Annotated in this window: 18 protein-coding genes and 1 pseudogene; 2 read left to right on the top strand and 17 right to left on the bottom strand. The window is 62.7% G+C overall.

Annotated elements, in window-relative coordinates:
• Positions 1–5: 5 nt before the first annotated feature.
• The 4 genes from ACIPPQ_RS20845 to ACIPPQ_RS20830 form a co-directional block, all read right to left on the bottom strand.
• Positions 6–440 carry an SRPBCC family protein gene (locus ACIPPQ_RS20845; RefSeq protein WP_446545967.1) on the bottom strand — a complete coding sequence of 145 codons (435 nt, stop codon included), beginning with the start codon at positions 438–440 and terminating at the stop codon, positions 6–8.
• A gap of 10 nt (positions 441–450) precedes the next feature.
• Positions 451–1,503, bottom strand: a complete 1,053-nt coding sequence (locus ACIPPQ_RS20840; RefSeq protein ID WP_446545966.1) for a Rieske 2Fe-2S domain-containing protein — start codon at positions 1,501–1,503, stop codon at positions 451–453.
• Positions 1,504–1,514: 11 nt separating this feature from the next.
• Positions 1,515–3,593 carry a TonB-dependent receptor gene (locus ACIPPQ_RS20835; RefSeq protein ID WP_446545965.1) on the bottom strand — a complete coding sequence of 693 codons (2,079 nt, stop codon included), beginning with the start codon at positions 3,591–3,593 and terminating at the stop codon, positions 1,515–1,517.
• A gap of 102 nt (positions 3,594–3,695) precedes the next feature.
• Positions 3,696–6,356 (bottom strand): LuxR C-terminal-related transcriptional regulator, encoded by a 2,661-nt coding sequence (locus ACIPPQ_RS20830; protein WP_446545964.1) that lies wholly within the window; start codon positions 6,354–6,356, stop codon positions 3,696–3,698.
• A gap of 110 nt (positions 6,357–6,466) precedes the next feature.
• Between ACIPPQ_RS20830 and ACIPPQ_RS20825 the strand changes: the two genes are divergently transcribed.
• Entirely contained in the window at positions 6,467–7,162 is a 696-nt protein-coding gene (locus ACIPPQ_RS20825) for a type 1 glutamine amidotransferase domain-containing protein (RefSeq protein ID WP_446545963.1), read from the top strand.
• Positions 7,163–7,265: 103 nt separating this feature from the next.
• Here the strand turns inward: ACIPPQ_RS20825 and pdxY are convergent, their stop codons facing one another.
• Entirely contained in the window at positions 7,266–8,132 is an 867-nt protein-coding gene (gene pdxY, locus ACIPPQ_RS20820; RefSeq protein WP_446545962.1) for a pyridoxal kinase, read from the bottom strand.
• Positions 8,129–9,355 (bottom strand): benzoate/H(+) symporter BenE family transporter, encoded by a 1,227-nt coding sequence (locus tag ACIPPQ_RS20815; protein ID WP_446545961.1) that lies wholly within the window; start codon positions 9,353–9,355, stop codon positions 8,129–8,131. The genes pdxY and ACIPPQ_RS20815 overlap by 4 nt, the downstream gene beginning before the upstream one ends.
• 111 nt (positions 9,356–9,466) lie before the next feature.
• Here ACIPPQ_RS20815 and pdxR point away from each other — a divergent pair, with 111 nt between their 5' ends.
• Positions 9,467–10,957, top strand: coding sequence for a MocR-like pyridoxine biosynthesis transcription factor PdxR (gene pdxR / locus ACIPPQ_RS20810; protein ID WP_446545960.1), 1,491 nt, complete (start codon positions 9,467–9,469; stop codon positions 10,955–10,957).
• 179 nt (positions 10,958–11,136) lie between these two features.
• Here the strand turns inward: pdxR and ACIPPQ_RS20805 are convergent.
• From ACIPPQ_RS20805 to ACIPPQ_RS20755, 11 genes and pseudogenes are all read right to left on the bottom strand, one after another.
• A pseudogene (locus ACIPPQ_RS20805) lies at positions 11,137–12,362 on the bottom strand (NAD(P)/FAD-dependent oxidoreductase).
• 75 nt (positions 12,363–12,437) lie between these two features.
• Positions 12,438–12,884, bottom strand: coding sequence for an SRPBCC family protein (locus tag ACIPPQ_RS20800; protein ID WP_446545959.1), 447 nt, complete (start codon positions 12,882–12,884; stop codon positions 12,438–12,440).
• A 4-nt stretch (positions 12,885–12,888) separates the two neighbouring features.
• Positions 12,889–13,290, bottom strand: coding sequence for a YybH family protein (locus ACIPPQ_RS20795; protein WP_446545958.1), 402 nt, complete (start codon positions 13,288–13,290; stop codon positions 12,889–12,891).
• Between the two features lie 19 nt (positions 13,291–13,309).
• Positions 13,310–14,353, bottom strand: coding sequence for a Rieske 2Fe-2S domain-containing protein (locus ACIPPQ_RS20790; protein ID WP_446545957.1), 1,044 nt, complete (start codon positions 14,351–14,353; stop codon positions 13,310–13,312).
• Positions 14,354–14,485: 132 nt separating this feature from the next.
• Positions 14,486–14,929, bottom strand: a complete 444-nt coding sequence (locus ACIPPQ_RS20785; RefSeq protein WP_446545956.1) for an SRPBCC family protein — start codon at positions 14,927–14,929, stop codon at positions 14,486–14,488.
• Positions 14,930–14,931: 2 nt separating this feature from the next.
• On the bottom strand, positions 14,932–16,158 hold the full coding sequence (locus tag ACIPPQ_RS20780; RefSeq protein ID WP_446545955.1) for an NAD(P)/FAD-dependent oxidoreductase: 1,227 nt from the start codon (positions 16,156–16,158) through the stop codon (positions 14,932–14,934).
• Between the two features lie 97 nt (positions 16,159–16,255).
• The gene (locus tag ACIPPQ_RS20775; protein ID WP_446545954.1) at positions 16,256–16,723 is read right to left on the bottom strand and encodes an SRPBCC family protein; all 468 of its coding nucleotides are present in this window, start codon (positions 16,721–16,723) and stop codon (positions 16,256–16,258) included.
• A 79-nt stretch (positions 16,724–16,802) separates the two neighbouring features.
• On the bottom strand, positions 16,803–18,935 hold the full coding sequence (locus ACIPPQ_RS20770; protein WP_446545953.1) for a TonB-dependent receptor: 2,133 nt from the start codon (positions 18,933–18,935) through the stop codon (positions 16,803–16,805).
• Between the two features lie 265 nt (positions 18,936–19,200).
• Positions 19,201–21,930 (bottom strand): LuxR C-terminal-related transcriptional regulator, encoded by a 2,730-nt coding sequence (locus ACIPPQ_RS20765; RefSeq protein WP_446545952.1) that lies wholly within the window; start codon positions 21,928–21,930, stop codon positions 19,201–19,203.
• Between the two features lie 82 nt (positions 21,931–22,012).
• A complete protein-coding gene (locus tag ACIPPQ_RS20760) occupies positions 22,013–22,720 on the bottom strand; it encodes a type 1 glutamine amidotransferase domain-containing protein (protein WP_446545951.1) in 708 nt (235 codons plus the stop codon).
• 444 nt (positions 22,721–23,164) lie between these two features.
• Positions 23,165–24,202 carry an IS110 family transposase gene (locus ACIPPQ_RS20755; protein ID WP_446545950.1) on the bottom strand — a complete coding sequence of 346 codons (1,038 nt, stop codon included), beginning with the start codon at positions 24,200–24,202 and terminating at the stop codon, positions 23,165–23,167.
• Between the last annotated feature and the right edge of the window lie 146 nt (positions 24,203–24,348).

Here is a 24,348-nt window from a genome sequence, read left to right as displayed (position 1 = left end):
CCAAGTCAGGCGCCGAGAGCGGCTTCGAGATTGGCAATATATTTTTCGATATTGCCGCGCGACAGGCCGCGCAGTTCCTCGCTCTGATCCGGATCGACCGGAATGAACTGGGTGCGGATATGGAACATGCAGGCATCGGGGCCGGCGGGGACCACCTGAATGCGCCCGCGATAGCCGGCCCAGGGAAGCGGGCCGTAGTCAACCATGTCATAGCCGATGACGCGCTCGACATTGTCGAGTTCGATGAGCCGTTCGACGACCGATCCGCCGCCGATCGCGGGATCGAGATGATAGGTGCGCAGTGCGCCGATCCCCCGCCCCGTCGCCTCGACCCGCGCGACATAGCCGCGCGTCAGTATGTTGCCCGAGAAATCTCCGATAAACTCCCAGGCTTTATCCGCAGGCGCCGCGATGCGGCGTGCAATTTCTACCGACAGCATATCACTCTCCTCAGCGGATGAAGTCGGCGCCGGGGTGCGCGCGCGGGAAGGTCTTCAGATAATCGACGAAGCGGCCAAGTGCCTTGTCGCTGCGCGTGAACATGCCGCGCGTGAAGCGGATCGTGTTCAGGATCTCGACGTCCTGATCGACCACCGCGATTTCGAGCGCCTGCGCGAAATCGAGCGTTTCCTGCACGCGCCTGTCGTCTTCGGGCGTGCCGTCCGACTTTTGCGTCGCGATCACGAAATAACTGCGGAGCGTTCCGGGCCGGTGGATGCCGCACGGATAGAGGAAGGCGAACCAGCGTCCGTTCACGCTGCCCATCTGATAAAAGATATTATTGCCGTGGATGCCGACCTTATATTCGATCGCGGCGCCGGTTTCGCGAAAGCGGCCCTTCAGATCATAATTATAGCCATAGTCATGCCAGTTGATATCGTTGGTCGCGTCGCCCTCGATCTCGATACCATGGACGATGTTGATATGGTTGAAATCGGTGGTGTTGCACATGAACACCCATGGATCGGCGAGCAGGTCGAGGTGGGGTATCTCGGCATGGAAGGCGAGTTCCTCGTCCGGAAAGCCAAGGTCGGGAAGATCGTACAGCGCTTCCTCGCCATTGAACGCCCAGATCAGGCCGAAGCGTTCCTGCACCGGATAGCGGAAAACGCGCATCGCGCCGGTCAGCGGGTCGTTGGTGGCGGTCCGGGCGCATTTGCCGTCCATGCCGAATTCCCAGTGATGGAAGGCGCAGACCAGCCGGTCGCCCGCGACCTTGCCGATCGACAGGTCGGCGCCATTGTGCGGGCAATAGGCGCTGACGACATTGGGGGTGCCGTCCTCGCTGCGATAGACGACGACCCGGCCGTCGAGGAAATTGCGCCCGAGGACGCCCCCCGGCTCCACGTCGGTCGACCGGCACATCGGATACCAGTTTTGCGAAAAGCGGTCGTCCTGCCCTTCATAGGTCACGCCGCGGCCGTGCCGACGGCGATCGAGCAATTCGATCGCCGCCTGCTGGCCGTTGAGCATATCTTCGAGATCGCGAACATGCGCCGTCATCGGTCTGATCCTCAGAAATTGAAGGTCGCGGCGACGCCATAGCGACGCGGCTGACCCGGATAGGCGATGTCGTTGGCGGCGGCGGAAAACTCCTTGGCGAAGAATTCCTCGGTGTAGCGTTCCTTGAACAGGTTGGTGACGTAGAGACCGATGGAATAGCGCTTTGCGTCATAGGTCAGCCGCGCATTGACCAGATGGACCGCATCCTGACGGTCGGCATTGTCGACGTGCCAGAAATTGCCCGAGCGGCCCGAATAATCGACGCGCGCGACCAGATCGGCGTCCGGGCTGACCTCCGCCTTATATTGGCCGAACAGCGTGTAGGACCAGCGATAGGTCAACGGCACCTTGTTGCCGCGGAACAATGCGGTGCCGTCGAAATCCTTGATCTTGGTATCGATGAAGCCGAGCGAGGCGCCGAACTGCAGGTTGCGTGACGGCCGTGCCTGCGCCTCCACCTCGAAACCGAGGATATCGGTCTTCGCGACGTTGACGATGCCCTGATCTGCGACGTTGAGCACGAAGACCTGCTGGTCCTTGTACTTCATGAAAAAGGCCGCAGCGTTGAGCGTGACCTTGCGGTCGGCAAGGCTGTTCTTGGTACCGATCTCCAGCGTATCGGCGACCTCGGGGCGATAGATTTCGGGGAAAACCCCGGTCGGCGGATTGAAACCACCGCTGCGGAAACCGCGCGCGCCGGTGACGTAGATCATGTGATCGGGCGACAGGCTGTATTTGACCGACAGCTTGGGCTGCCATTCGTCGAAGCTGGTCTTGCGGACCGCCCCGCCGCCCAGCCGGTCGGTCTGCGTCCGGCGATCGTGATCGTAGCGCAGCGCCGCAGTCAGTTCGAGCGCATCGGTCGCATTATAGTTGAACTGGGCATAGAGCGCCTTGGTCAGGATATCCTCGTCCGCGCCGGCCACCGGCAGCGGCAGATAGGCCGAGGGCGGAAGGCCGCTGGCCGTCGCATCGGGCGACAGGAGGATGATCGTGTCGATGCTCTTTTTCGCATCGAGCAGATAGGCGCCCGCCGTCCAGCGCAGCCGCTGCGACGAGGGCGAGGAGAAACGGAATTCCTGGCTGAAGCTTTCATAACCGCGGATCTGGCGCGCGCCGAGGAGCGAGGCAGGCGTCCAGTCGAGGTCTTCGAGCAGGTCGATCTTGGTGTCGTTATACGCGCTGACCGACGACACCGTGAACGGATCGAATTCATAGTCGATCTTGAGCGACCCGTCCTTGGTCTTGCGCGGGCTGGTACCGAGGAAGTCGTTCTGGATAGGGATGCCGGTGTTGTTCGCCTGCCCGTCGGGAAGCGGAATATACCATGACGCGCCGCCCTTGAGATCGCCATAAGCGCCGCGCAGGTCGATCGTCAGGCGATCGGTCGGCGTCAGGATCAAACGCCCGCGCAGGTTCAGATCCTCCGCGAAGTCGACCTTGCGACCCAGCGTGACATTGTGGAGTACGCCGTCGAACTTGCGATAGTCCGCCGCGATACGGAACAGCAAGAGATCGGGGACCAGCGCACCGCTGAGCGAGCCCGACAGGCGGCGATCATCGCCATTGGCATAGTCGATGCCGATCCGGCCTTCGAGGTCGTTGGTCGGACGGCGGGTGGTGATGTTGATCGCGCCGCCGATCGCGTTGCGGCCATAGAGCGCGCCCTGCGGCCCCTTGAGCACTTCGATCTGTTCGAGATCGTAGAGCGCCTGCTTGATCATGTCGGTGGAGGTCATCTGCACGCCGTCGATGACCAGCGCGACCGGCGCTTCGCCGTTGCGGACCTGGCCGATGCCGCGAATGCTGATCGCGACGGTGCCCGCGTCCTGCGCGTCGACCAGCGAGATGTTGGGCATCAACACAGTCACGTCGTCGATGCTGCGGATGCCCGCATCCTCGATCGCCTGCGCCGAGAAGGCGGTAATCGAATCGGGAACCTGCTGCAGATTTTCGGAGCGTTGGCGGGCGGTCACGATGATCTCGTTACCGTCGCTGACCTCTTGGGCTTCCTGTGCGGCGGCGGTGCCGCCCAAAAGACAGGCCGAACCCAGCAGGCCGCCCAACAAGGAGCTTCGAAAAATCATCATGCAGTCCCCTTCATATGACGCCGGGCTTTTTGTCCGGTCGTTGAAGCCAGATCCTATGGGGACGATCTGCGCTTCGTATATCGGGAGAAAAGGTGGAGAAGGTCAGATCAGGCGCATCTTGCGCGCTGCGGCAATCGCCCGCGAACGCGTCGCGACGTCCAGCTTGCGATAGATGTTGATGCGGTGCGTCTTGATCGTGCTTTCGGCGACGCCCAGGCTGCGTGCCATTTCCTTGCTCGACATTCCGTCTGCCAGCGCCCGGAGCACCTCGATCTCGCGCGGCGTGACGATGATCTCGCTTGCCGCCGGCAGGATGGCCAGCGCCCCCCGGCGCGCGCTCGGGCTGTTCTGCCGCAGCCGCGCGACGACGCTGCGCTGTGCCGGTTCGAAAAGGTGGAGAGCCTCTTCACACGCTTCAAGCGCCAGCGGCAGCAAGGCACCGAACTGCGACACGATGCCGATCAGCCCCTCGCTCTCGGCGGTTTCGAGCGCAAGACGAAAGCGATGCGCCGCCTCCACCCGCTCGCCACCGACGGCAAGGGCGGCAGCGCGCAGGATGTTCATCTCCATATCGAGCGCAACCGACCCCGCGTCCGCCACATCGGCGGCAAACGATGTCAGGTCATGGCCGTCATATCGACCGCTCTGCAGGGCGCATGCCAGCACGGCGATGCCATAATCGCACGCCAGCCGGCGGTCGCGCTGGCGGAACAGCTCCTGCGGCGGCCCAAGCGTGTCGAGCAGATGCGCAGCCTGGTCCATATGCCCCATGCTGAGCAGCATCCGCACGCGGATCAGGTCGAGCTGATAGCGCAACCGCGGCAGGTTGCGACGCTCGGCCGTTTCGCGCCCGCGGTGAATGATCTGTTCGGCCTGCGCCAGATTGCCCGTTCGCACCGCGAACCATGCCTGCGTCGCATAGGCGGCGACGAAAACATCGTGCCAGCCCTCGGTCGCCTCGATCACCGGCAGCGCGGATTCCAGCAGGTCGGTCGCGGTCGAGAGATTGCCCGACAGATAGAGCGTATAGGCGAGCAAGGCGATCGCCACCGCGACCTGCGGGCTGCCTTCACCGAAATGGCGCGTTGCCTGTTCCAGACTGCGACGAAAGAAGAGTTCCGCCTCGCGCCGACGCCCTGTCCGCATCTGCGACAGGCCGAGATATTGATAGGCGTAAACTTCGAGCAGCGGCAGCTGATGCAGGCGGGCGAGCTTGCAAGCCTTCTCTCCATGGACGCGGCACCACAGGTCGTCACCGCGGTCGAAACTGGCGAGGCTCGACAAATGATGCAGCAGGACGCGCAGCGTCGGATCATGCCCTTCGAAGGCGAGCTGGCGCTCGAGCACCGGCAGGCATTCGGGCGGGAAGCTGCGATCCTCGTAAATCAGTGTGACGAGATCGTTGCACAGCATTTCGCACGCGAGCGCGGGATCGCTCTGCTCGACCTCCGCGATCGGTCGTGCCGCAAAGAGGCCGTCGAGCAGCGACCGTGCCTCGACCAACCGGCCGTGCTGCGCGGCATAATAGGCTTGCCCCAATGTCACGCGTGGGAAATCGCCGGGCGTGACGGGGTCGAGATCGTCGAGATGGCGGAGCAGCGACAGCCCGCCGCGGATCGCCATGCGCCACCCCCCCGCTTCCTCGATGATCGCAAGGGCCGCCGCCTGATCGGATACCAGCGCCGCATGCGCCAGCGCCTCGGGCAACAGATTCTCGGCCGCCAGCCAGGCCGCCGCACGCAGATGGAGGGCGTCGAGACGCGCCGGACTGCCACGCGACAGCGTGTCGTACAAAAACTCGCGCAGCAGCGGGTGAAAGCGATACCAGACGCCTTCGTCGTCGAGCGGCGCGATCAGCAGATTCTGGCGGCGCATCTGATCGAGCATCAGTGCACCATCGTCGCGGCCCGAAATGGCGTCACCCAGCCCCTTGCAGATACGCTGCGCGATCGATGTTTCGAGCAGGAATTGCTGGATGTCGGGCTCCAGGCCGGCAAACACCTGTTCGGCCAGATAGTCGGCAAGGTCGGTCGAGCGCCGCGTCAGATGATCGAGCGTGTCGACATGGTCGCGCCCGGCCAGCCACAACCGCAGCAATTGCAGTGCGGCGGGCCATCCCTCGGTCCGGTCGACCAGTTCGGCCCACTCGACCTTGCCCGACTGGTCGGCGATGAAGGCGCGTGCCTCGCTGTCCGAAAAGCGGATGTCGCTCTGTTCAATCTGCAGCAGTTGCCCGCTGACGCGCAAGCCCGACAGCGCAATTTCGGGCTGCCCACGCTGTGCGACGATGATTGCCGCGTGCGACGGCATACGTTCGATCACATATTCGAGGAAGCGATTGGTCGCGGGCGACGCGATGCGGTGATAATCGTCGATGATCAGCCGCACTGGCTCTTCGCTGGCATCGAGCGCAAGGACGATCGCGCGCGCGGCGGATTCGGCGGCGAGGCCGGGCAGGCCCGCATCGATCGCTTCATGTGAATATGGCAGGGGCAACCCGGCGCGGTGCAGCGCCGCCATCAGATAAGCGAAGAACTGATCGGCCTCGAACTTCGAATCGTCGACGCTGTACCAGGCGACGGCGACGTCTTCGCTGCGCCACTGGGTATGGCATTGGCTGAGCAGGGTCGTCTTGCCATAGCCGGCGGGTGCCGAGACGACCGTCAGATGCTTGGTCGACCGCGTGATCCGGTCGACCAGCGCCTCGCGCCACAAAAGGTCGATCGACCTGTTCGGGGGAGCCAGTTTCGTCCGGATCAGCATCGGGGAACCATGCCACAATCCGGCCGCTCTGCTATCCACCTTATTGGTGGATTGTTCGCCCCGCTTGCCCCGAGCAGGAAAAAGGCCCGATTTCGAAAGGCGCACGACCCATGACCAAGACCATATTGTTCGTTCTGACCGGCCATGGCGCGCTGGGCGATACCGGCGCCAAGACCGGCGTCTGGCTCGAGGAACTCGCAACGCCCTATCAACTGCTGACCGGCGCAGGTTTCGACATATTGTTCGCGACCCCTGGCGGCGTGGCGGCACCGCTCGACCCTGCCAGCCTGGAGGAGCCATGGCTGTTGCCCGCCGGTCACTGGTTCCTCGATCAGCAGGACGCAGTCACGCAGCTCGAAACGCCGCTCGACATCGCCGATGTCGATGCGGCCCGTCTCGACGCCATCTTTCTCGTCGGCGGCACCGGGACCTTGTGGGACTTTCCCTCCTGCGCTCCGCTGGGCGCGCTGGTCACGGCGCTGGACGAACAGGAAAAGCCCCTCGCCGCCATCTGTCACGGCGTCGTCGGCCTGATGACGGCAACGACGCCCGATGGTGCACCTCTGGTCGCGGGCCGCTCGCTGACCTGTTTCAGCAACGCCGAAGAAGCCATGCTGGAATATGACAAGCTTGTCCCGCTCCTCGCGGAAACCGGGCTGGTCCGTCAGGGGGCCATCTATGACAGCGCAGCCCCGTTTGAGTCAAAGGTCATCGAGGACGGGCGCCTGATCACCGGCCAAAACCCGGCCAGCGCCGAGCCGCTTGCGAGGGCGTTGATCCGTCAACTCGGGGCAGCGCCAAGCTGAAGCAGGTACCCCCCTCGGCGGTTGGAGACTGGCAGCTTTTGGGCGCGAAACAAAGAGAGCGGACGTTCCGGTCAGTCCAGAGCGCTTGCTCTAGATAACGGCCTTATTGTGAAAGCTTTCGGCGAACGAAGCCAAGCGTTCCCATGACACTGGCGAGCTGCATTTCATGCTCGCCCTCGGCCATGGTGCGCCCGAGAATGTCGAGCACTGTGGCAGCGGCGCGGCGGACGGCATCAACCAGCGTCACGTCGCGGGCGACACTGGCGGTCAGAAGACCGGTAAAAAGATCGCCCGTCCCGACCGGCACCATCGGCAGACGCGGCGACGACAGCCGGGTGCAGCTCCTGTCCTCGAAGATGATATTCTCCAGCAAGCCGGCTGGCGTGTCGACAAGCTTGCAACCCGTCACGACCACATCTGCGCCGCGCCGCGCCTGAATTGCCACAACGGCTGCCTCCAGCTCGCGCCAGGTCAACGGCTGGCTGCCCGCGATCAACCCGACTTCGAACTGGTTCGGGGTCAGCAGATCGGCGAGCGGAACCAGTTCTTCGCGCAGGCATTCAACGACCTGATCGGCCACGAAGACCCCGAGATGGGCGTCTCCCATGACGGGATCGCAAATATAGGTGATACCGGGGTTTATCTGTCTCGCCCGCTTGACGAAAGCCGCCACAACCTCGCCATTCGCGCGAGAGCCGAGATAGCCGGAAACGATATAGCGGCTCGTCTCGATGAGTCCGCGTTCCTCGACCCCGCGCAGCAGATCGCCGACAAGCTCGGACTCCAGCACCCGGCCGCGCATGGTCTCGAAACCCGGATGGTTGGAAAGCAGCGTCGTCGGTACCGCCGCGACGTTCAGTCCATGCGCCTGCATCGGCAGAACCGCGGCGCTGTTGCCGACATGCCCGTGCACCACCTGGCTCTGTATTGAGATGACGGAGGTCGTCATAGGCATGGTCCGGGATTTCATTTTGAAACTCCGTCGTTGACGGTCGGGGCGGTGCGCACGCGGCGCGGGAGACAGCCGTTCAGAACAAGCGAGGCGACGAGGCCGATCATCAGGCCCCAGAATGCTCCGCCGATGCCGAACAGCTTGATGTTCGCGGCGGACGCGAGAAAGGTGATCAGCGCTGCCTCGCGGGACGCCGGATCGGCCATCGCTGCCGCAAGACTCCCGCCGATCGTACCGAGGAGCGCGAGACCGGCCAGCGTGGTGATGAAGGTCGCGGGAAACGCCATGAAGACGGCGGCCAGCGTCACGCCGAACACCCCGACCAGAATATAGAAGCAGCCCGCGGCAATGCCTGCGATCCAGCGCTTCGACGGATCTTCATGCGCCTCCTCGCCCGTCGCGATCGCTGCCGTAATGGCTGCGATGTTGAAAGCATGGGAGCCGAAGGGGGCCATGACGAGCGAACCGAGACCCGTCACCGTGACGACGGGATTGGCGCTCGTTCGGAACCCGTCGTTCCGCAGCACGAGCATCCCCGGCATATATTGACCGGTCAGCGTGATCAGGAACAGCGGCAGTGCGACGGAGAGCAGCGCGTTCGGCGAGAAGACCGGCATGGTGAAAACCGGCGCCGCGAATTCCAGCGTCAACCCCGAAAGGTCGACACGGCCTTGCGTCAGCAGAAAGGCGAGCCCGATCAGAAGGATGCCGACGACCGCGTAACGGGCCGAGAAGCGCTTCAGCGCGAGATAGGCGACGATCAGCAAACCGGCCAGCAACGGATCGGCACTCGCGCCGCCGAAGGCCCCGATACCGAACTGGAGCAGGATGCCCGCAAGCAGGCCCGAGGCGATGCCGGGCGGGATCAGGCGGATGACCTTCTCGAAACAGCCCGACATGCCGAGTGCGATAAAGGCGGCCGCCGAGATCATATAGGCACCGACTGCTTCGGCATAAGGCGTCGTCGCCAGCGCGGTAACGAGAAACGCCGCCGCCGGGGTGGACCAGGCCGTGATGATCGGCTCACGATAGCGCCAGCTGAGGAACAGTCCCGTCAGCCCCACGCCGATGGAAACCGACCAGACCCACGATGCCGTGAGATCGGGGCTCAGGCCGGCGACCTTCGCCGCCTGAAAAACGAGGATGAAGGTGCCGCCATAATTGACAATGACGGAAATCAGGCCGGCCACGACAGGATGCACGATGTCGCCGAGGCGGAGAGGAGTTGAACCGGGAGACATGGTGGTGACGACACTCCTGAATTTTTTGTCGCGGGGCGATGAGTCATCTTGACAATTAGCCGGTCAATGGCCGGATATGCCCATCCACTTTTTTAAAGAGGTTCAGACCATTTGTTCAGGCATTCCCAACTGGAATCCGTAAAGGCATGGATTGTCCGCCCCGCGCACGCGGCGATGCCGCTTCATGCGCGGATTCAGCGGGCCATCCGGCAACTGATCGTCGATGGCGCGCTCGGACCGGGCAAACCTCTGCCCGCCTCACGCGCGCTTGCCAGATCGCTGGAGGTGTCGCGCGACACGGTTGAAGCCGCCTATGCCCAGCTGCATGCCGAGGGCTTCATCAACCGGCGCGTCGGCAGCGGCAGCTTCGTGGCGGAAATGACCGAGTTCGCATCAAACCGTCACCTTTCTCAGCGGGACACGCTGCTGCGCAACCAGGCGCCAAATCTCGGCAAGCGCGGAGGTGCCATGTTCCGCAGCGGCGGGGTTCGAGAGATGCTGTCGCCAAGGCCCTTTGCCCACGGCATACCCGAAACCCGAAGCTTTCCCCTCCAGCTCTGGGAACGTCTGGAACGGCAGGTCCGCAAAGAGGTTGGAGCACAAACCCTGCTCCACGGCGATCCGCAGGGGACCGCGCCGCTTCGCCGCGCCATCGCCGACTATGTGAATCTCGAACGCGGCGCGCGCGCCACTGCCGATCGCATATTGGTGCTGACCAGTTCGCAGCAAGCCTTGTGGCTGTGTGCGAATATGCTGCTCGATCCCGGCGACCGGATATTTGTGGAAGATCCCGCCTATTATGGCGCAGGCAAGGCGTTCGATGCGGCGGGGCTGGAATGCGTCCCCGTCCAGGTGGATCGACAGGGCATCGTTGTGGATCGGATCATCACCGAGCCGCGCCGCGCGAAAGCGGTCTTCCTGACGCCCTCACACCAGTTCCCAACCGGCGTCACGCTGACGCTGGATCGCCGCATGGCGCTGATCGAATGGGCCATGCGGCATCAGGCGTGGATTATCGAAGACGATTATGACAGCGAGTTTCACTATGCCGGCAAGCCGACAGCCTGCGTGCAAGGCCTCGATCCGTATGATCGCACCATCTACATCGGGACTTTCACCAAATCGCTCTTTCCCGGACTGCGGATTGGCTATGTCGTCCTGCCGCCCCAGCTCGTAAAGCCCATGACCGTCGCGCGGACCCTGCTCGATGGCCATTCCGCTCCCATGGCGCAACTCACGCTGGCCCGGTTTATGGAGGGCGGGCATTTCGGCGCCCATGTTCGCACCATGCGCGGTGTCTATGCCCAGCGGCTCGGCGTGCTGGCCGACCTCCTCGGCAAGCATCTGTCGGATTTCCTCGAGCCCGGCATTCCCGCCGGCGGACTTCAAATGCCCTGCGTGCTGACCTGCGACATCCCGGAGCGTACTGCTATCGACGCGGCGCGACGCGTCGGAATCGAGCTTATGGGCCTGTCGGCGCTCCACGCCGCCGGTGATGGCAAAGCCGGCTTCCTGATGGGCTTTGCCGCCTACACCCCGCTCGAAATCGAGGTTGCAGTCAAGAAACTCGGCAATGCATTTCGAACGTTAGCGAAGCTTTAGATCGACCCGGACACACGTATCAGCGCAATCAATCTACACCGCTGGGAAAAGAGCGGTCGGTTGGAGACGGTCTGCTTCTAGACATACATCCTATTAAGCGGACAGGCGTCCGCCCCGCGCACTGCAGTCAATTCACTCGTTCTCCGCAAGTTCTCTACCGAGTTTTACCAAGTTGGGCATTATCTATTGAGTAGCACCTTTAGCGGCGTTTCGGCATCCGCGAGCTGCTCCGGGATTGCCACCAAGCCAGCAGTGACGATCATCCGGCCCTGGACATAATCTCTGGTCGCGTTGACGCAGTCGATCGCGATGACCTTGCCTGCCTTGAGGTAGACGACCGAGAAGCTGCGCGTCGCGGGGTCACCGCGCAGCACGGCCTGATCATGCCCGGTCGAGAGGCCCGCGGTTTGCAGCTTCAGGTCATATTGGTTCGACCAGAACCAGGGGATGGCGTGATAGGACGCCTCGTCGCCGACGATGCCCCTGGCGACGACATTCGCCTGATCATTGGCATTCTGTACCGATTCCAGCCGGATAACCGCCCCTTCGGCAAAGCCATTCTCATGCGCCGCACAGTCGCCGATCGCATAGATATCGGGCAGGCTGGTCTTGCAGAGCCGGTCGACAAGCACACCATTGCCGCCTTCGGCCCCCGCTGCGATCAGCGGTTCAACCGCGGGCAGGATGCCGATGCCAACAATGACGAGATCGGCGGGGATCAGTTCGCCATTGGACAGGCGGACGCCGGTGACATTATCTTCGCCCTCGATCGCATCGACGCAGACGCCGAGCCGGACGTCGACGCCATGGTCGCGATGCTCCTTCTCTCGTAAAAGCGCGACAGCACTTCGCCCGCAACGCGTGCGAGCACGCGATCGAGCGCTTCGAGCAGGACAACTTTCTTGCCCGCCTTGGTGAGCACCGCCGCGGCTTCGAGCCCAATATAGCCGCCGCCGATGACGACGATCTGGCCTGAGGTTTCGGATGCGGCCTTCATCGCATCAGCATCCGCGCGCGTGCGCACGCCCTGCACGCCGGGCAAATCGCCGCCGGGGATCGGCAGCATGCGCGGAGACCCGCCCGCCGCCCACACGAGCTTGCCATAGCCTATTGTCTCACCGCCATCGGTAGTGACGCTGTGGGCAGCGGGATCGACACTCACGACGCGCTTGCCCAGCAGCATCGTCACCTCACGCTCATCCCAATATTGGGCAGGCCGCAGCTGGATGCGTTCGAATTCCTTCTCGCCCGCGAAATATTCCTTCGACAACGGCGGACGCTCATAGGGTAGTTCACGCTCGTCGCCGACGATCGCGATGCTGCCGCCGAACTTCTGCGTGCGCAGCATGATCGCCAGCTGCGCCCCGCCATGCCCGCCCCCAACGATCACCACGTCGAAATGCATTGATCCCTATGCCGTCCTTCGTGCGGTCCGGCGGAGGCGAGATTCGACAGCCACCGCGCAAAAAATGCGCCTAATTCAGGAGTTGGCGCTTTCGGCAATTTTGCTGCGGATGAAATCGAACACCTGATGTTCGATCGCAAGCCAGGACGCTCGCCACGCATCTTCCGAGATATCGACCAAGGTCGCGTTGTGCCCAAATTTGAGACAACAGCCCTCGCCTGCCGGCGTCACCACCACGACCCCGCTATAGTCGGTCAGAGGGAATGGCCCGGTATCGACCAGCGTATAGCGGCATATGTGTACCGCTCCACTGCTCTGCTCGACCAGTTGCTCGATAAAGGCCGACCCATCGGGCGTAGTCACGCGGCGCAGCGCCCCGGGGCGCACCTCGGGCCCCGCCGGAAAATCCGCGCTGGTGAAGAACCCGCCTTCCGTCAGCCGGGGCATCCCCTCCCAGCTCACAAAAGACCAGACGAAATCCGCGGGGGCATCGAACCGCGCGGCGACTTCAAAATCGGCCACGGCGTCAGACCAGCGGGCCGGGGGCGAAGAAGTCGGAATCGACGCGCCACGTGTCGTCACACCGCCGCCAGGTTGCGACATAGCGATATTCGACTTCCTCACCGCCGCCTTTCGGTGTCAGATAAGAATTCGAGATCTCATAGGCGAGATCGCCATCGGCGCGGATGAAGCGCGGAACCTGACGCGCCTTTTCAAACGCACCGGTAAAGCCTTCGAACAGCGCGGTGATCGCGGCATGACCGACGAGCGCCGGGCCATCGCCAGCCGAGACGACGGGTTCCAGATCGTCGGAGACATAATAATCGCGCACCAGTCCGGCGGCGTCGCCGGCGGCAAAATTGCGCTCGAACAGGTCGCTACGTTCCTTGATGACCGCCTTGATCGCGTCGGGGGCAGTATTGGACATGCTGGTAACTCCAGAAAAATCAGCGAATGAAATCGGCCGACGGGTGCGCCCGCGGGTAAGTTTGCAGGAAGCGGAAATATTTGCCGAGCGCAGTATCGGCCTTGGTCAGGAAACCGACGCGGTGGTGGATACTGTCGAGGATCGGCTTGTCCTCGGCCGCGGTGCGGGCGAGGAGCATTTTGCCATAGTCGAGCCGCTCCTGAATCGTCTTGCCGCCTTCCATCTCGACGTTACGGACGAGTGCCGAGATGTACACGACGTGCGTCCCCGGCCGCGGCATCGAAAAGCCTGCCGCGATGCCGAGCCACCAGCCGTCGGTCATCCCCTGCTGAAGAAAGATGCTGGTGCCGTAGATGCCGGCTTCCCACGCCAGCTCCTCGTCATCCTGATGCCAGGCGTCGATCTTCATGCGGAAGCCCCAATCCTCCCACGCACAGGTCTTCGAGGGATCGTCGGCCTTGAAACGAAACCCGTGGACAACCGCGACATGCTGGGTATCGGGGGTGTTCGATGCGAAAATCCATGGATCGCAGTTATATAGTTCGGACACGAAAGCGCTGGAGACGAGTTCATCGTCGGCATATTCAAAATCGGGAAGCTGCCACAGCGGCTCGTGACCGTTGAAGACGTAGATGATGCCGAAACGCTCGGTCACCGGAAAGGTGTAGAGGCAGGCGTTCGCGGGGGGCGGAAAGCCCGCGCCGGTTTTCACGCACATACCGTTTACGTCATATTCCCATTTGTGGAAGGCGCACTGGACACGGTTTTCGATGACCGTCCCGACCGCAAGGTCGGCCCCGATATGCGGACAATAGGCGCTCTGGATCCGTGCAACGCCGTCGACGCCGCGATAGATGACGACCCGGCCGTCAAGGAAATCGCGGCCGATGATGGTCCCGACCGGAACCTCCTCTGACAGCGCGATCGGAAACCAGGTCTGGCTGAACAGCCCGTCCTCGCCCTCACGCGGGACGTGCATGCCAGTGACGCGCTTGCGCTCCGCTACCGGAATGGGTTCGCGAATATAGAGTTTGTCCTGCGGATTGGCGGTGGGCGCGTTCATGCTGACTCTCCTGACCATATGGCATCGAAATCACCGCGTTAGTTTCGCACGGTGCGGGATGAGGGCGATCATATGGCTGGCGGCGAACGTGTGTAGCCAACCAAAGGGGGGAGAGCGCCTCCCCCCTCCTATTCATTCTGCCGGCTGTGGTGCGGCGACGAGGCCGCGGACCTGCTCGATCAACGACATTTCCATCGCGCGCCATGTTTCCGCCCACTCCTCTTCGGAGACGAGGACGGGCGTGAATTCGCATTCGATCTTGAGGAAACAGGCGGCGGGCCCGCAAGGCGTTACCCGGACATAGCCTGAATAGTCCGTAATCGGCATCGAACCGCAGTCGATCACGCGGTACCGATAGGTCCGCTCAGCCTCGTCCACCGCCTCGAGGCGTTCGAGCACTGGCAGGCCTTCGGCGAGATGCAGGCGCTTGGTGATCCCGACCTCCGGCACGTCTCCAAAAAATTCGATGCGCTTGAACAAGCCGCCGGCGAGACGTTCGACTCCATGCCAGCTGATATGATTCCACACTGCATCGGCGGGAGCCTCGATACGTTCAGCGACGGTGGCAATGGGCATGATCAATTCACCAGCGAGGGGGACGGCGGGCGGCGGTATGAGCGATCGGTCAAGCGCGTCAGCGGTGCCGCCACATGGCGGACGAGAAAGGGAATTGCGCGGCGCATCGGTAGCGCGCGCGGATCGAGAATGGGCAGACGACATGCGGCGGGATCGCCGCGACCATCGATCAGCCTGGCGTATTCGCGCCCTGCAGCCGTCGCCGCGCCAATGCCCTGCCCCGAAAAGCCCCCGATCGCGTGAACGCCGGGCGCCAGCGACAGCAGGCGGGGGATACGCTCGGCCGATATGGCAACGGTGCCGATCCAGAAATGCGACCAGCGCAGCGCCGGGACATCGCCATACAGGCGCCGGAGCTTGGCCTCATAGGACCGCGCGACCTCGGCCGCGCTCATACTATAGCGACGTGGCGGCAGCAGCGACGCGACGATCCGGCCGTCGGCATCGGTCATCGACCAGAACGGGTTGCTTTTATTGGTATCGCTGACCGGGATGCCAGCCGGCATCATCCGTGCCGCCACTTCAGGCGCTGGTTCCGATGCAATCATCGCCATCGGCACATGATAGCAGCAACGCTCCAGTGCAGGCCACAGCGTGGCGTTCGCCGCATAGCCTTCGGTCGCGATCAGCACATGCGACGCGATCAGTTCGCCCCGGGGCGCTCGCACCCGCCAGCGCTCGCCGTCGCGATCGATGCCGATCGCTGGTTGACCGCAATAAATGGTGACGCCGGCAACGCATGCGGCCTCCGCCAGCCCCGTCGCATAAGCGAAGGGGTTGAGCGTTCCGGCGTCGCGGTAGAGCAGCCCCTGGCTGAAACGGCAGCTACCCGAAATGCGGCGTACCTCTGCATGATCGACGAAATCGACATGGCCGCCGCGCGCGTTCCATGACGCCGCCAACGCACGCATCGCCGCAGCCTCCTTCGGCGCGCCCGAGGCAACCAATATCCCCGACCGCTTCATATCGGCCGCTATGCCATGCGCCTCGATCAGCGAGGGAACCAACCGGGCGCCCTCGGCTATCATCATGTTGAGCGCCCGCCCCGCCGTTTCCCCCAGAAGCGCCTCGACATCATCGGGGGTGCGATCGAGATAGGCAGGAATCCAGCCGGCGGCATTGCGCCCCGAGGCTCCGCCGCCCGGCCGGCCGGACTCCATGACAGCGACCTCATACCCCAGCGTGGCGAGATGCAACGCGGACGACAGCCCCGCATAACCGGCACCCACGATGGCGACATCGGCGGCAGCTCGCCCCCGGAGAAACTGCCCTCGCTCAAAAGGCGCCGTGCGCTGCGCCCATAGCGCGGCAGAAAGAGACTGCGGATCAGGCGGCGGCGTTTTGGACATCTGGAGCAATATTTTCAACGAGCCGCGAAATCTCGTCCATCAGGCTCGTTTCCATCCCGGTCCATGTCCGCTCCCATTCGGCGGCGGTCACATCAACGGGCGTATAGTCGCATTCGATCTTCAGATGGCATGCATCGGGGCCGGCGGGGGTGACGCGCACATAGCCGCAATAATCGGTCACAGGCAGATCGCCGACATCGAGCAGGCGGTAGCGGTAGCTGCGTTCCCCGACGTTCAGTTCCTCGAGCCGCTCGAGGATCGGATTCCCGCCATAGGGATATATGGTCTTGGTAATGCCGACCTGTTCGATGTCGCCATCGAATTCGATCTTTTCAAAAAAGTCGCCGGAATATTGATCCAGTTTTGCGACGCCATGCCAGCGGACATATTGCCACACGGCATCGGCGGGCGCCGCAAACTTCCTCGCCAGAGTTGCTCTTGCCATAGCATTGTTCCTTTCCTGCCATACCGCCGCCGCCAGCCTTGGGGACGGCAGCCGCCTCCAAGGCTGAACCGGGCGACATCTAGAAGTTGATCCGCGTGTTGATGCCGATCTGCCGCGGCGGGTTGCGCGCGCCCAAACCCAGTCCCGCGATGTGGCCGCTCGATGCGGGCGAGACATATTCCATGTCATATGCGACATCGAACAGGTTGTTGGCGAACACCGCCACCTCGAACCGATCGGCGCGATAGGTCAGGCGGGCGTTGGCAAGCCACACCGTATCGCGCCGGTCGGCGTTATCGATCTCCCAATAGTAATGGCCGCCGGATCCGCTGATATCGAAGCGCGGGATCAGCTTGCTGCCATTGCCCAGCTCGGCGGTGTACTGGACAGCGGCGTTAACGCTCCATTCCGGCACCTGGTTGAGGCGGTTGCCCTTATAATCGCCGTTGGTCGAGGTTCCGGCGAACACGCTCGTGTCATATTCATCGATCTTGGTGCGCAGCACCGTGCCGCCAAAGCTGATGTTGAGGCCCTGCACGGGCACCGCCGTCACCTCCAGCTCGGCGCCCACGATGTGCGATTCGGGAATGGGATTGGCGATGAACTGCGCGGCACCGACGCGCAGGTCGAGGCCATAAACCTGACGATCGGTAATCGGCGTGTAAAAGGCAGCGCCGTTCACAAAGAGTTTGCGGTCGGCAAGCGCGGTTTTGAAACCGAACTCATAGTTCCACAATTCTTCTTTCCCGAACTGGCGCGTGACCACCGAATTATTATTGAACCCGCCGCTGCGGAACCCCTTTGCCGCGGTCGCATAGAGGAGGTTGCCACCTTCCAGCTTGTAAGCCAGCGACACTTTGGGCTGCAACGACCGGAAGGTAGCATCATAGATCCGGGGCAAGCCCGGTACCACGGCATAGAGCGGCGTATAGTCGGTCTGACGCCGGTCATCGATATCGTAGCGCAGCGCCGCGGTTACTTCGAACCGATCGGTTAGAGCATAGACGAGCTGGCCAAAGGCGGCATAGGCGTTGTTGTCGTCTTTTGTGGAAAGGCGATCGGCCCGCACCGGAGCGGGGAGTCCTGTGAGATCGGGACGCAGGAACAGACTGGTATCGATCTTCTGGTCGAGATGAAGATAATAGACCCCGGCGACCCAGCGCAGACGAGCCGCCGGGTTATTGGAGGACAGGCGCAGTTCTTGCGTCATGGCATTCACCCTGACGGACTGCGTTGCCGAAAGCAGATCGGCCGGCAACCACTCCAGATCCTCCGAAATATAGGATTTTACCGAAGAATAGGCCGTGACCGACTGAAGGGTCACATCGCCCGTATCCAGTTTGAACTTGACCGACGCATCGCCTAGCTTGCGCGTGCCAACACCCAGAATATTGGCGGTAACCGGCTCGCGCGGGGCATTGGCCGGGCCCAAAGCATAATAGGCCGCGCCGCCTTTCTGGTCCAGATAGCTGCCCGAAAAGTCGATCTCGACCCGGTCGGTCGGCTTTAACAACAGCGAGGCGCGCACGGTGTAAGTTTCATCAAAATCGACATTCTCATCGAGCGTCGTGTTGCGGATTTGCCCATCACGATTGCGATAGCTGGCCGCAATGCGCAGCCCCGCGACGTCGCCGATCGGGGTCGAAATGAAGCCGCCGACCTTGTAATCCTTGCCTTCGGCGTAGCTCGCCTGAACACTGCCTTCGAAATAGTCGCGCGGCTTGCGGGTGACGATGTTGATCGCCCCGCCCAACGCATTGCGTCCATAGAGCGCACCTTGCGGGCCCTTCAGAAACTCGATCTGCTCGATATCGAACAGATCCTGCGTCAGCTGATTCGGCGAAACCTGCTGCACTCCGTCGATCACGACGGCAATCGGCGGTTCGCTGAAACGGCTCTGGCCGATCCCGCGAATATTGACCATTGAAACGCCGGGTTGCTGCGCCTCGACGACATGAAAGCCGGAGACGAGGCTGGACAGGTCATTGACCGACGTGACTCCCGCCTGTTCCAGCGTGTCACTGCCAAAGGCCTGAATGGCATCGGGGATATCGCGGATGCTTTCGCTCTGCCGGCGTGCGGTCACGACGATGTCGCCGATTCCTTCGGCGTCGTTGTCCGCCGCGGCGACGGGAGCCTCCTGCGCAAGCGCCGGACCAGAGACGCCAGCCATCAAAGCCAGTGCCGACGACATCATGAGAAACTTCTTCATTGATCCCTCCTTTTAAGGCGCGTGTTCCTCCGCGCTTTCGGCCCGGACATGATCTGCGTCGTGCCCTGTGTCCCGGGTGCTCCCCCTTTCGGGAGATGCGATTTGGTGACCCTTCAATCACGCCCGCTATCTCTCCCCTAGCCCTCCAAAAGGGGGATGTTGCGGCGCTGCTGCTTTGAGAAAACACACGACAAGACCTCCGCCCGACGGGCGGCGCGACATGTCGCCTATTCTGGAATTTTTCGGCGGAACGCCGCCAATTCCGTCAGATTATCAGCAGCTCGCGCGCTCGTGAAATGGCTTGCGACTTGCTGATGACTCCCAGTTTTTCATGAATTTTCTTGCGATGACTCTTGACCGTGCCTTCTGATATCTGGAGCCGCACCGCGATCTCCTTGGTTAGATAGCCTTCGGCGATCAATGCCATGATTTCGGTCTCGCGCGGGCTGAGCGCAAAATTGGGCGTGACCACCGTGGGCCCGCGCCGCGGGCGCCGCCGCAAGAGTTCGTCGCCTTCGTCGAGTTCGCCCGCGCTGCGCAGCACCTCGTTGACGAAAGCCGCGATAGACTTGGGGACATGGCGCCCGTTGCGGATCGACCAGTCGAACACTTCGATCAATGCCAGCCGGTTGGTGATCGCGCGCCGCATCAATCCTGACTGCATCGCAAGACCGATCGCGACCAGCATATGCTCGACTGCAGCATTATAGCGCCGCAGCCCGAACACCGCGCGCATCGCGAGCAACCGGAAAGTGAAGCGGTGACGCACGTCGCTGTCGTCCAGATAATCCTTGTTCACACGCTCGAGCCAGCCCAACGCCTCGGCCGGCCGCCCCATTTCCAGCGCGAACCGGGCGGCTTCCATCAGCGCCTGTGCCTGAAGCCGCAGTCCGGGCAGATCGTGACAGTCGCGACCGATCAAGTCTGCAAAGACCGGATCGTCGAACCATAGCGCCGCTTCTTTCCACATCTGCGCGCGCACGAGTTCACGCATGCGCGCGATCGCCATCGACTGCGCGAGACGCGGCAGGTCGCGGCGGCGCGCTATCCCCTCGGCCGCGACGAGATATTCATTGGCGGCATCGTAACTTTGCCGAATTCCGGCGACAGCGGCCGCGACCGAATGGCCCGTCGCGCACAGCGCCATCCAGCTTCCGACATGATTGATCTGCGACATCGTCGCCTCGATCAGGACCTGCGCCGCCTCCAGTTCATTGGCTTCGTAATGAAGTTCGGCACGCAAGATCTGCGTCGCCACAACTTCATAGAGGCCAAAGTCGCCTTCCAGACGCGCCAGTCGCAGCCCATCCTCGATACACAGCACCGCCTTTCCGACCGTCTCCTGCGCAAGCGCGATATTCGCCTGCTGGATACGCAGGAAGATCGCAACCTTGGTCGGGCCGATCTGGCGAAGCGCGTTAATACCGATGTCGCAAATCGTCGACGCCTCCGCGAAGCGCGACAATTCGATATAGGCCATCGACAGGAGCGAAGCGATGCTGGCGCCGATCACCGGGTCGGACCCCAGATGATCGGCCATCAACTGTTCGAGCGTTGCGATGCGGGTCGCATCGACCGGTCGATCCTCGGTGATATCGACGACGATTTCTATGATCCGGGCAAAGCCGCGCACCAATTCGGTATCGGTGCTGCTGTCGAGCAATGTGAAGCCCGCGGTCCGGTCGCGAAACAGTTCGAACGCCTGGCGGGCTTCATGCACATGCCCGGTCCGCACCTGCAGATAAACCTGGCTGAGAAATACCATCGGCAGTTCGCACGCCTGCTTGAAGACGGCCGGCTGTTCGGATTCCATGAAAGGTCCGCGGCCCAGTTCGGCCAGCAGCCCGCCCGCGTCCTCGATGATCCGTGTGGCGAGCTCCCCGTCGGTCAGACGGCTCGCGTGGCGCATCGCTTCCATCGGGAAGCCATTGTCGCGAAACCACAACGCGGCGAAACGCTGCAATGTGTCGAACCGGCGAGCATCGGCGCAGCGCAGCCGCTGGCGCAGATGCTGTCCGAACGTCGGGTGAAACACGACCCATCGGCGGGCGTCGTCAAGATATTGCAGGAACTGCCCGGCGCGCAGTTGATCCTCGATCACTTGCCACGAGCAGGCCTGATCCGGAATGCTGGCGAAGGCTTCCGGGTTGAACCGGTTCAGCACGCTCGCGTCCATCAACGCCGCCAGCGTCGCTTCGGGAATACCGGTACAGACAACATCGTCAAAATAATGCGCCATTGCGACCGGGATCGGTCCTTGCGTCCCCTTTTCCAGCAACTGTCTGGTCGCTGCGCCATCCTGCGCCAGGAAACGCAGACCTGCCGCCCAGCCATCGACGATTCGATTGATCTGGTTCACCTGCGCGCGGGGCCATTCGCTGCCCAGCAGCTCACCCGCGGCCTCATCGGTGAAGCGGAAATTGTCGTGGGTGACGCAATGCACGACCCCGCGCAGCCTCGCATCGTGCAACATGCCGCTGCGCAAGGCATGGGCGGTAATGTAACAGCCGCTGCCTTCAGGCAGACCGAGGATGAAGGTTTCGATGAGGGTCCGGGCGGCCGGGCTGCGGATCCGTTCAAACCCGTCGATGAAAATATGGGTGTTATCGGGAAAACCGGGCAGTTCCGCCGGATCGAGAACGCGCTGAAAGGGCCAGTTCGTCATCGCGACCACACCCCCAAAAGCGATCGCGAGCTTACCGGTCAAGGCATCTCGATCATTGTCCTCGTCGGTCAGGGTGACCCAAATGACGTTCTTCCCGCGCGATTCCAACCGTCGATAATGTTGAAGCAGCGCCGTCGATTTACCGCAGCCCGGGGGGCCGAGGAGCAGTTTGACCGCGTCAGCATGATCATCGAGCAGTTCGCGGACCCGCTCGACCTCGACCGCAGAGGTCTTGAGCCGCGGCGGCCGGAACAGCGCCGACGAAAAGCCATGATCAGGCACCGCGGCGCCCTTTGGCGCCGGACCAGGAATAGCTGTCGGCTTCGTCAAATCCGCCCCCTCCTTGTCGGTCGGCGCCGTATCGAACCTCGCCCACGCGAGCTATGTCACGCCTTCGAACAGCCGCCAAGCATCAGGTGGCCGCCTCGGCCCGCGTGCCGAGCCGATCCGCCACGGCCCGCGCAACGAGCGGTGCCGAAGCGGGATTTTGTCCCGTCACCAGATTGCCGTCGACCGCGACATGGGCGCCGAAAGGTTCCGACGCGCAGCCATAGAGACCGCCCAGTTCGACGAGCCGGCTTTCGGGCAGAATGGGTACGACCTTGTCGAAGGTGGTCAGTTCCTCTTCCTTGTTGCTGACCGCCGTCACTTCACGGCCTGCGACGAGGGGCTGGCCATCACGGGCCTGCGCCGACGTCAGGCCGAGAACCCCGTGACATACTGCCGACACAATACCGCCCGCGCGGTCAATGCCCTCCGCCAGGCGGCGCACATCAGCATCGACCGGAAAATCCCAGGCAGCGCCCGCGCCGCCGACGAAATAGATCGCGGCAAAGCTGTCGGGCGAGACATCGGCAAGGCGCGCGGTCGCGGCCAATGCGGCGCTCGCTTTGGCATCCGCCTGAAAGCGCCGCCCGGCGTCGGTCAACCACGGATCGTCGAGACTGGCAGGATCGAGTGGGGCCTCCCCTCCCTGCACCGACGCCAGTTCGACGTCATAGCCCGCATCGACCAGCACAAAATAGGCGGCGGCGAGCTCTTCGAGCCATGTGCCGGTCTTTTGCCCTGTGTCGCCCAGATCCGAATGCGACGTCAGGACGAACAAAACCGAATTAGACATGGCAGATATCCCCTAATCAATGAACCAGCGTCACCTTGGACCATCGGCCCAGGGCCCGCAGCTCAACCAAAGGGGGGATAAGATCATATTGCTTACACGCGTCTTGTCGTCGTCTCGAGGTAGAGACCGCACGTTTTTGCATCGTGTCGATAGCAGCGTCTGGCCGGGTGCGGACAGGCCTCTGTGGATGGCTCCCGCGTTGCAAGCATAAATTGATGATCGGCGTTTTGGTCGGTTGCAGTCGTCTGTCCGGCCTGTTGATGCAGTCGGTAGGGACTGCTGGCCCTGATGGAGTCCGCGAACCGGGTCCCGATCGGCTTTTCAGGCTATGCCGCCTTTGACTGTCCGTGGGTTGTCCCAGCTCCCGGTCTGACCGGTATCGCCATCACATCACATCGCGCTTACAACATCGTTAGGCTGATCTCCGCAGCCAAGCTCCTTCTATTATCCTGCCAGTAATGGGGCGTGACGGGCTTGATAGACCTGCCCCCGCGTCATGAGCGCCCAAGCGATCCGGGCCATTTTGTTCGCCATGGCGACCGTCGCGACCCTCGCGGGCTTCCGAGCAAGCAAGGCAACGAGCCGCGGATCGGCCGTGTCGGGCTTGTATTTCGCGCGGCGGACCAATGAGGTCGCGCCTATGACCAGCAGCCGGCGCAGATATTTGTCCCCCATCTTGCTGATCCGCCCTAGCCGTTCCTTTCCACCGCTCGACTTTTGCAGCGGCGTGAGCCCGAGCCAGGCGGCAAACTGCCGGCCAGAACGGGACTGGTGAGGATCGCTGACCGATGCCGCCAAGGCCGTTGCGCCGACCGGGCCGATGCCAGGGATCGTCGAGAGACGCTGCGCGACCTCATCGCTACGCTGGAGTGCTGCCAGCCGAAGTTCGATCGCGTGAAGTCGCGCATGGATGTCGAGCGCTTGCTGCGAGAGCATCGCCACGATCACCGCCGCGTCCTCTGGCACCTCCGGCCTGCGCTCGCTGTCGACGATCTGACGCGCCATGATCAGCGCGCGATCCCGCCCTTCCGGAATGACGATCCCAAACTCGGCGAGCAGACTTCGGATCATGTTTATCAGCTGCGTTCGCTGCCCGACGAGCAGACTGCGACTACGATGCAGCGCCAGCGCCGCCTGCTGCTCGCGCGACTTCACCGCAACGAAGCGCATCGTCGGGCGCGTGACCGCTTCACAGGTTGCTTCCGCATCGACGGCATCGTTCTTCCCGCGCTTCACATATGGCTTCACATAGGCAGGCGGCATCAACCGCACCTCGTGCCCAAGCGCGGTCAGCTCGCGCGCCCAATGGTGCGACCTGCCACAGGCCTCAATGCCGACAAGGCACGGCCGCGTCTTCGCAAAGAATGGCAGAAGCTGCGCACGATGAAGCGTCTTTCGCACGACGGCATCGCCCGCCGCATCAACTGCGTGGACCTGAAAAACATTCTTGGCCAGGTCGAGGCCGATCGTGGTAATCTCCATGGCGCATGACTCGTCTGCTTGGCCTGCTGCCGGTTTGGTGGACACCGAGATAGGGTGTTTCCACCTATCGGAGGTCCACAATGCAAAGAAGGAAGTTCAGCCGCGAGTTCAAGCTTGAGGCGGTGAGGATGGTCCGCGAACGCGGG

It is taken from the genome of Sphingopyxis sp. LARHCG72, from assembly GCF_052871675.1.
This window is presented reverse-complemented; position numbering and strand designations above follow the sequence as displayed.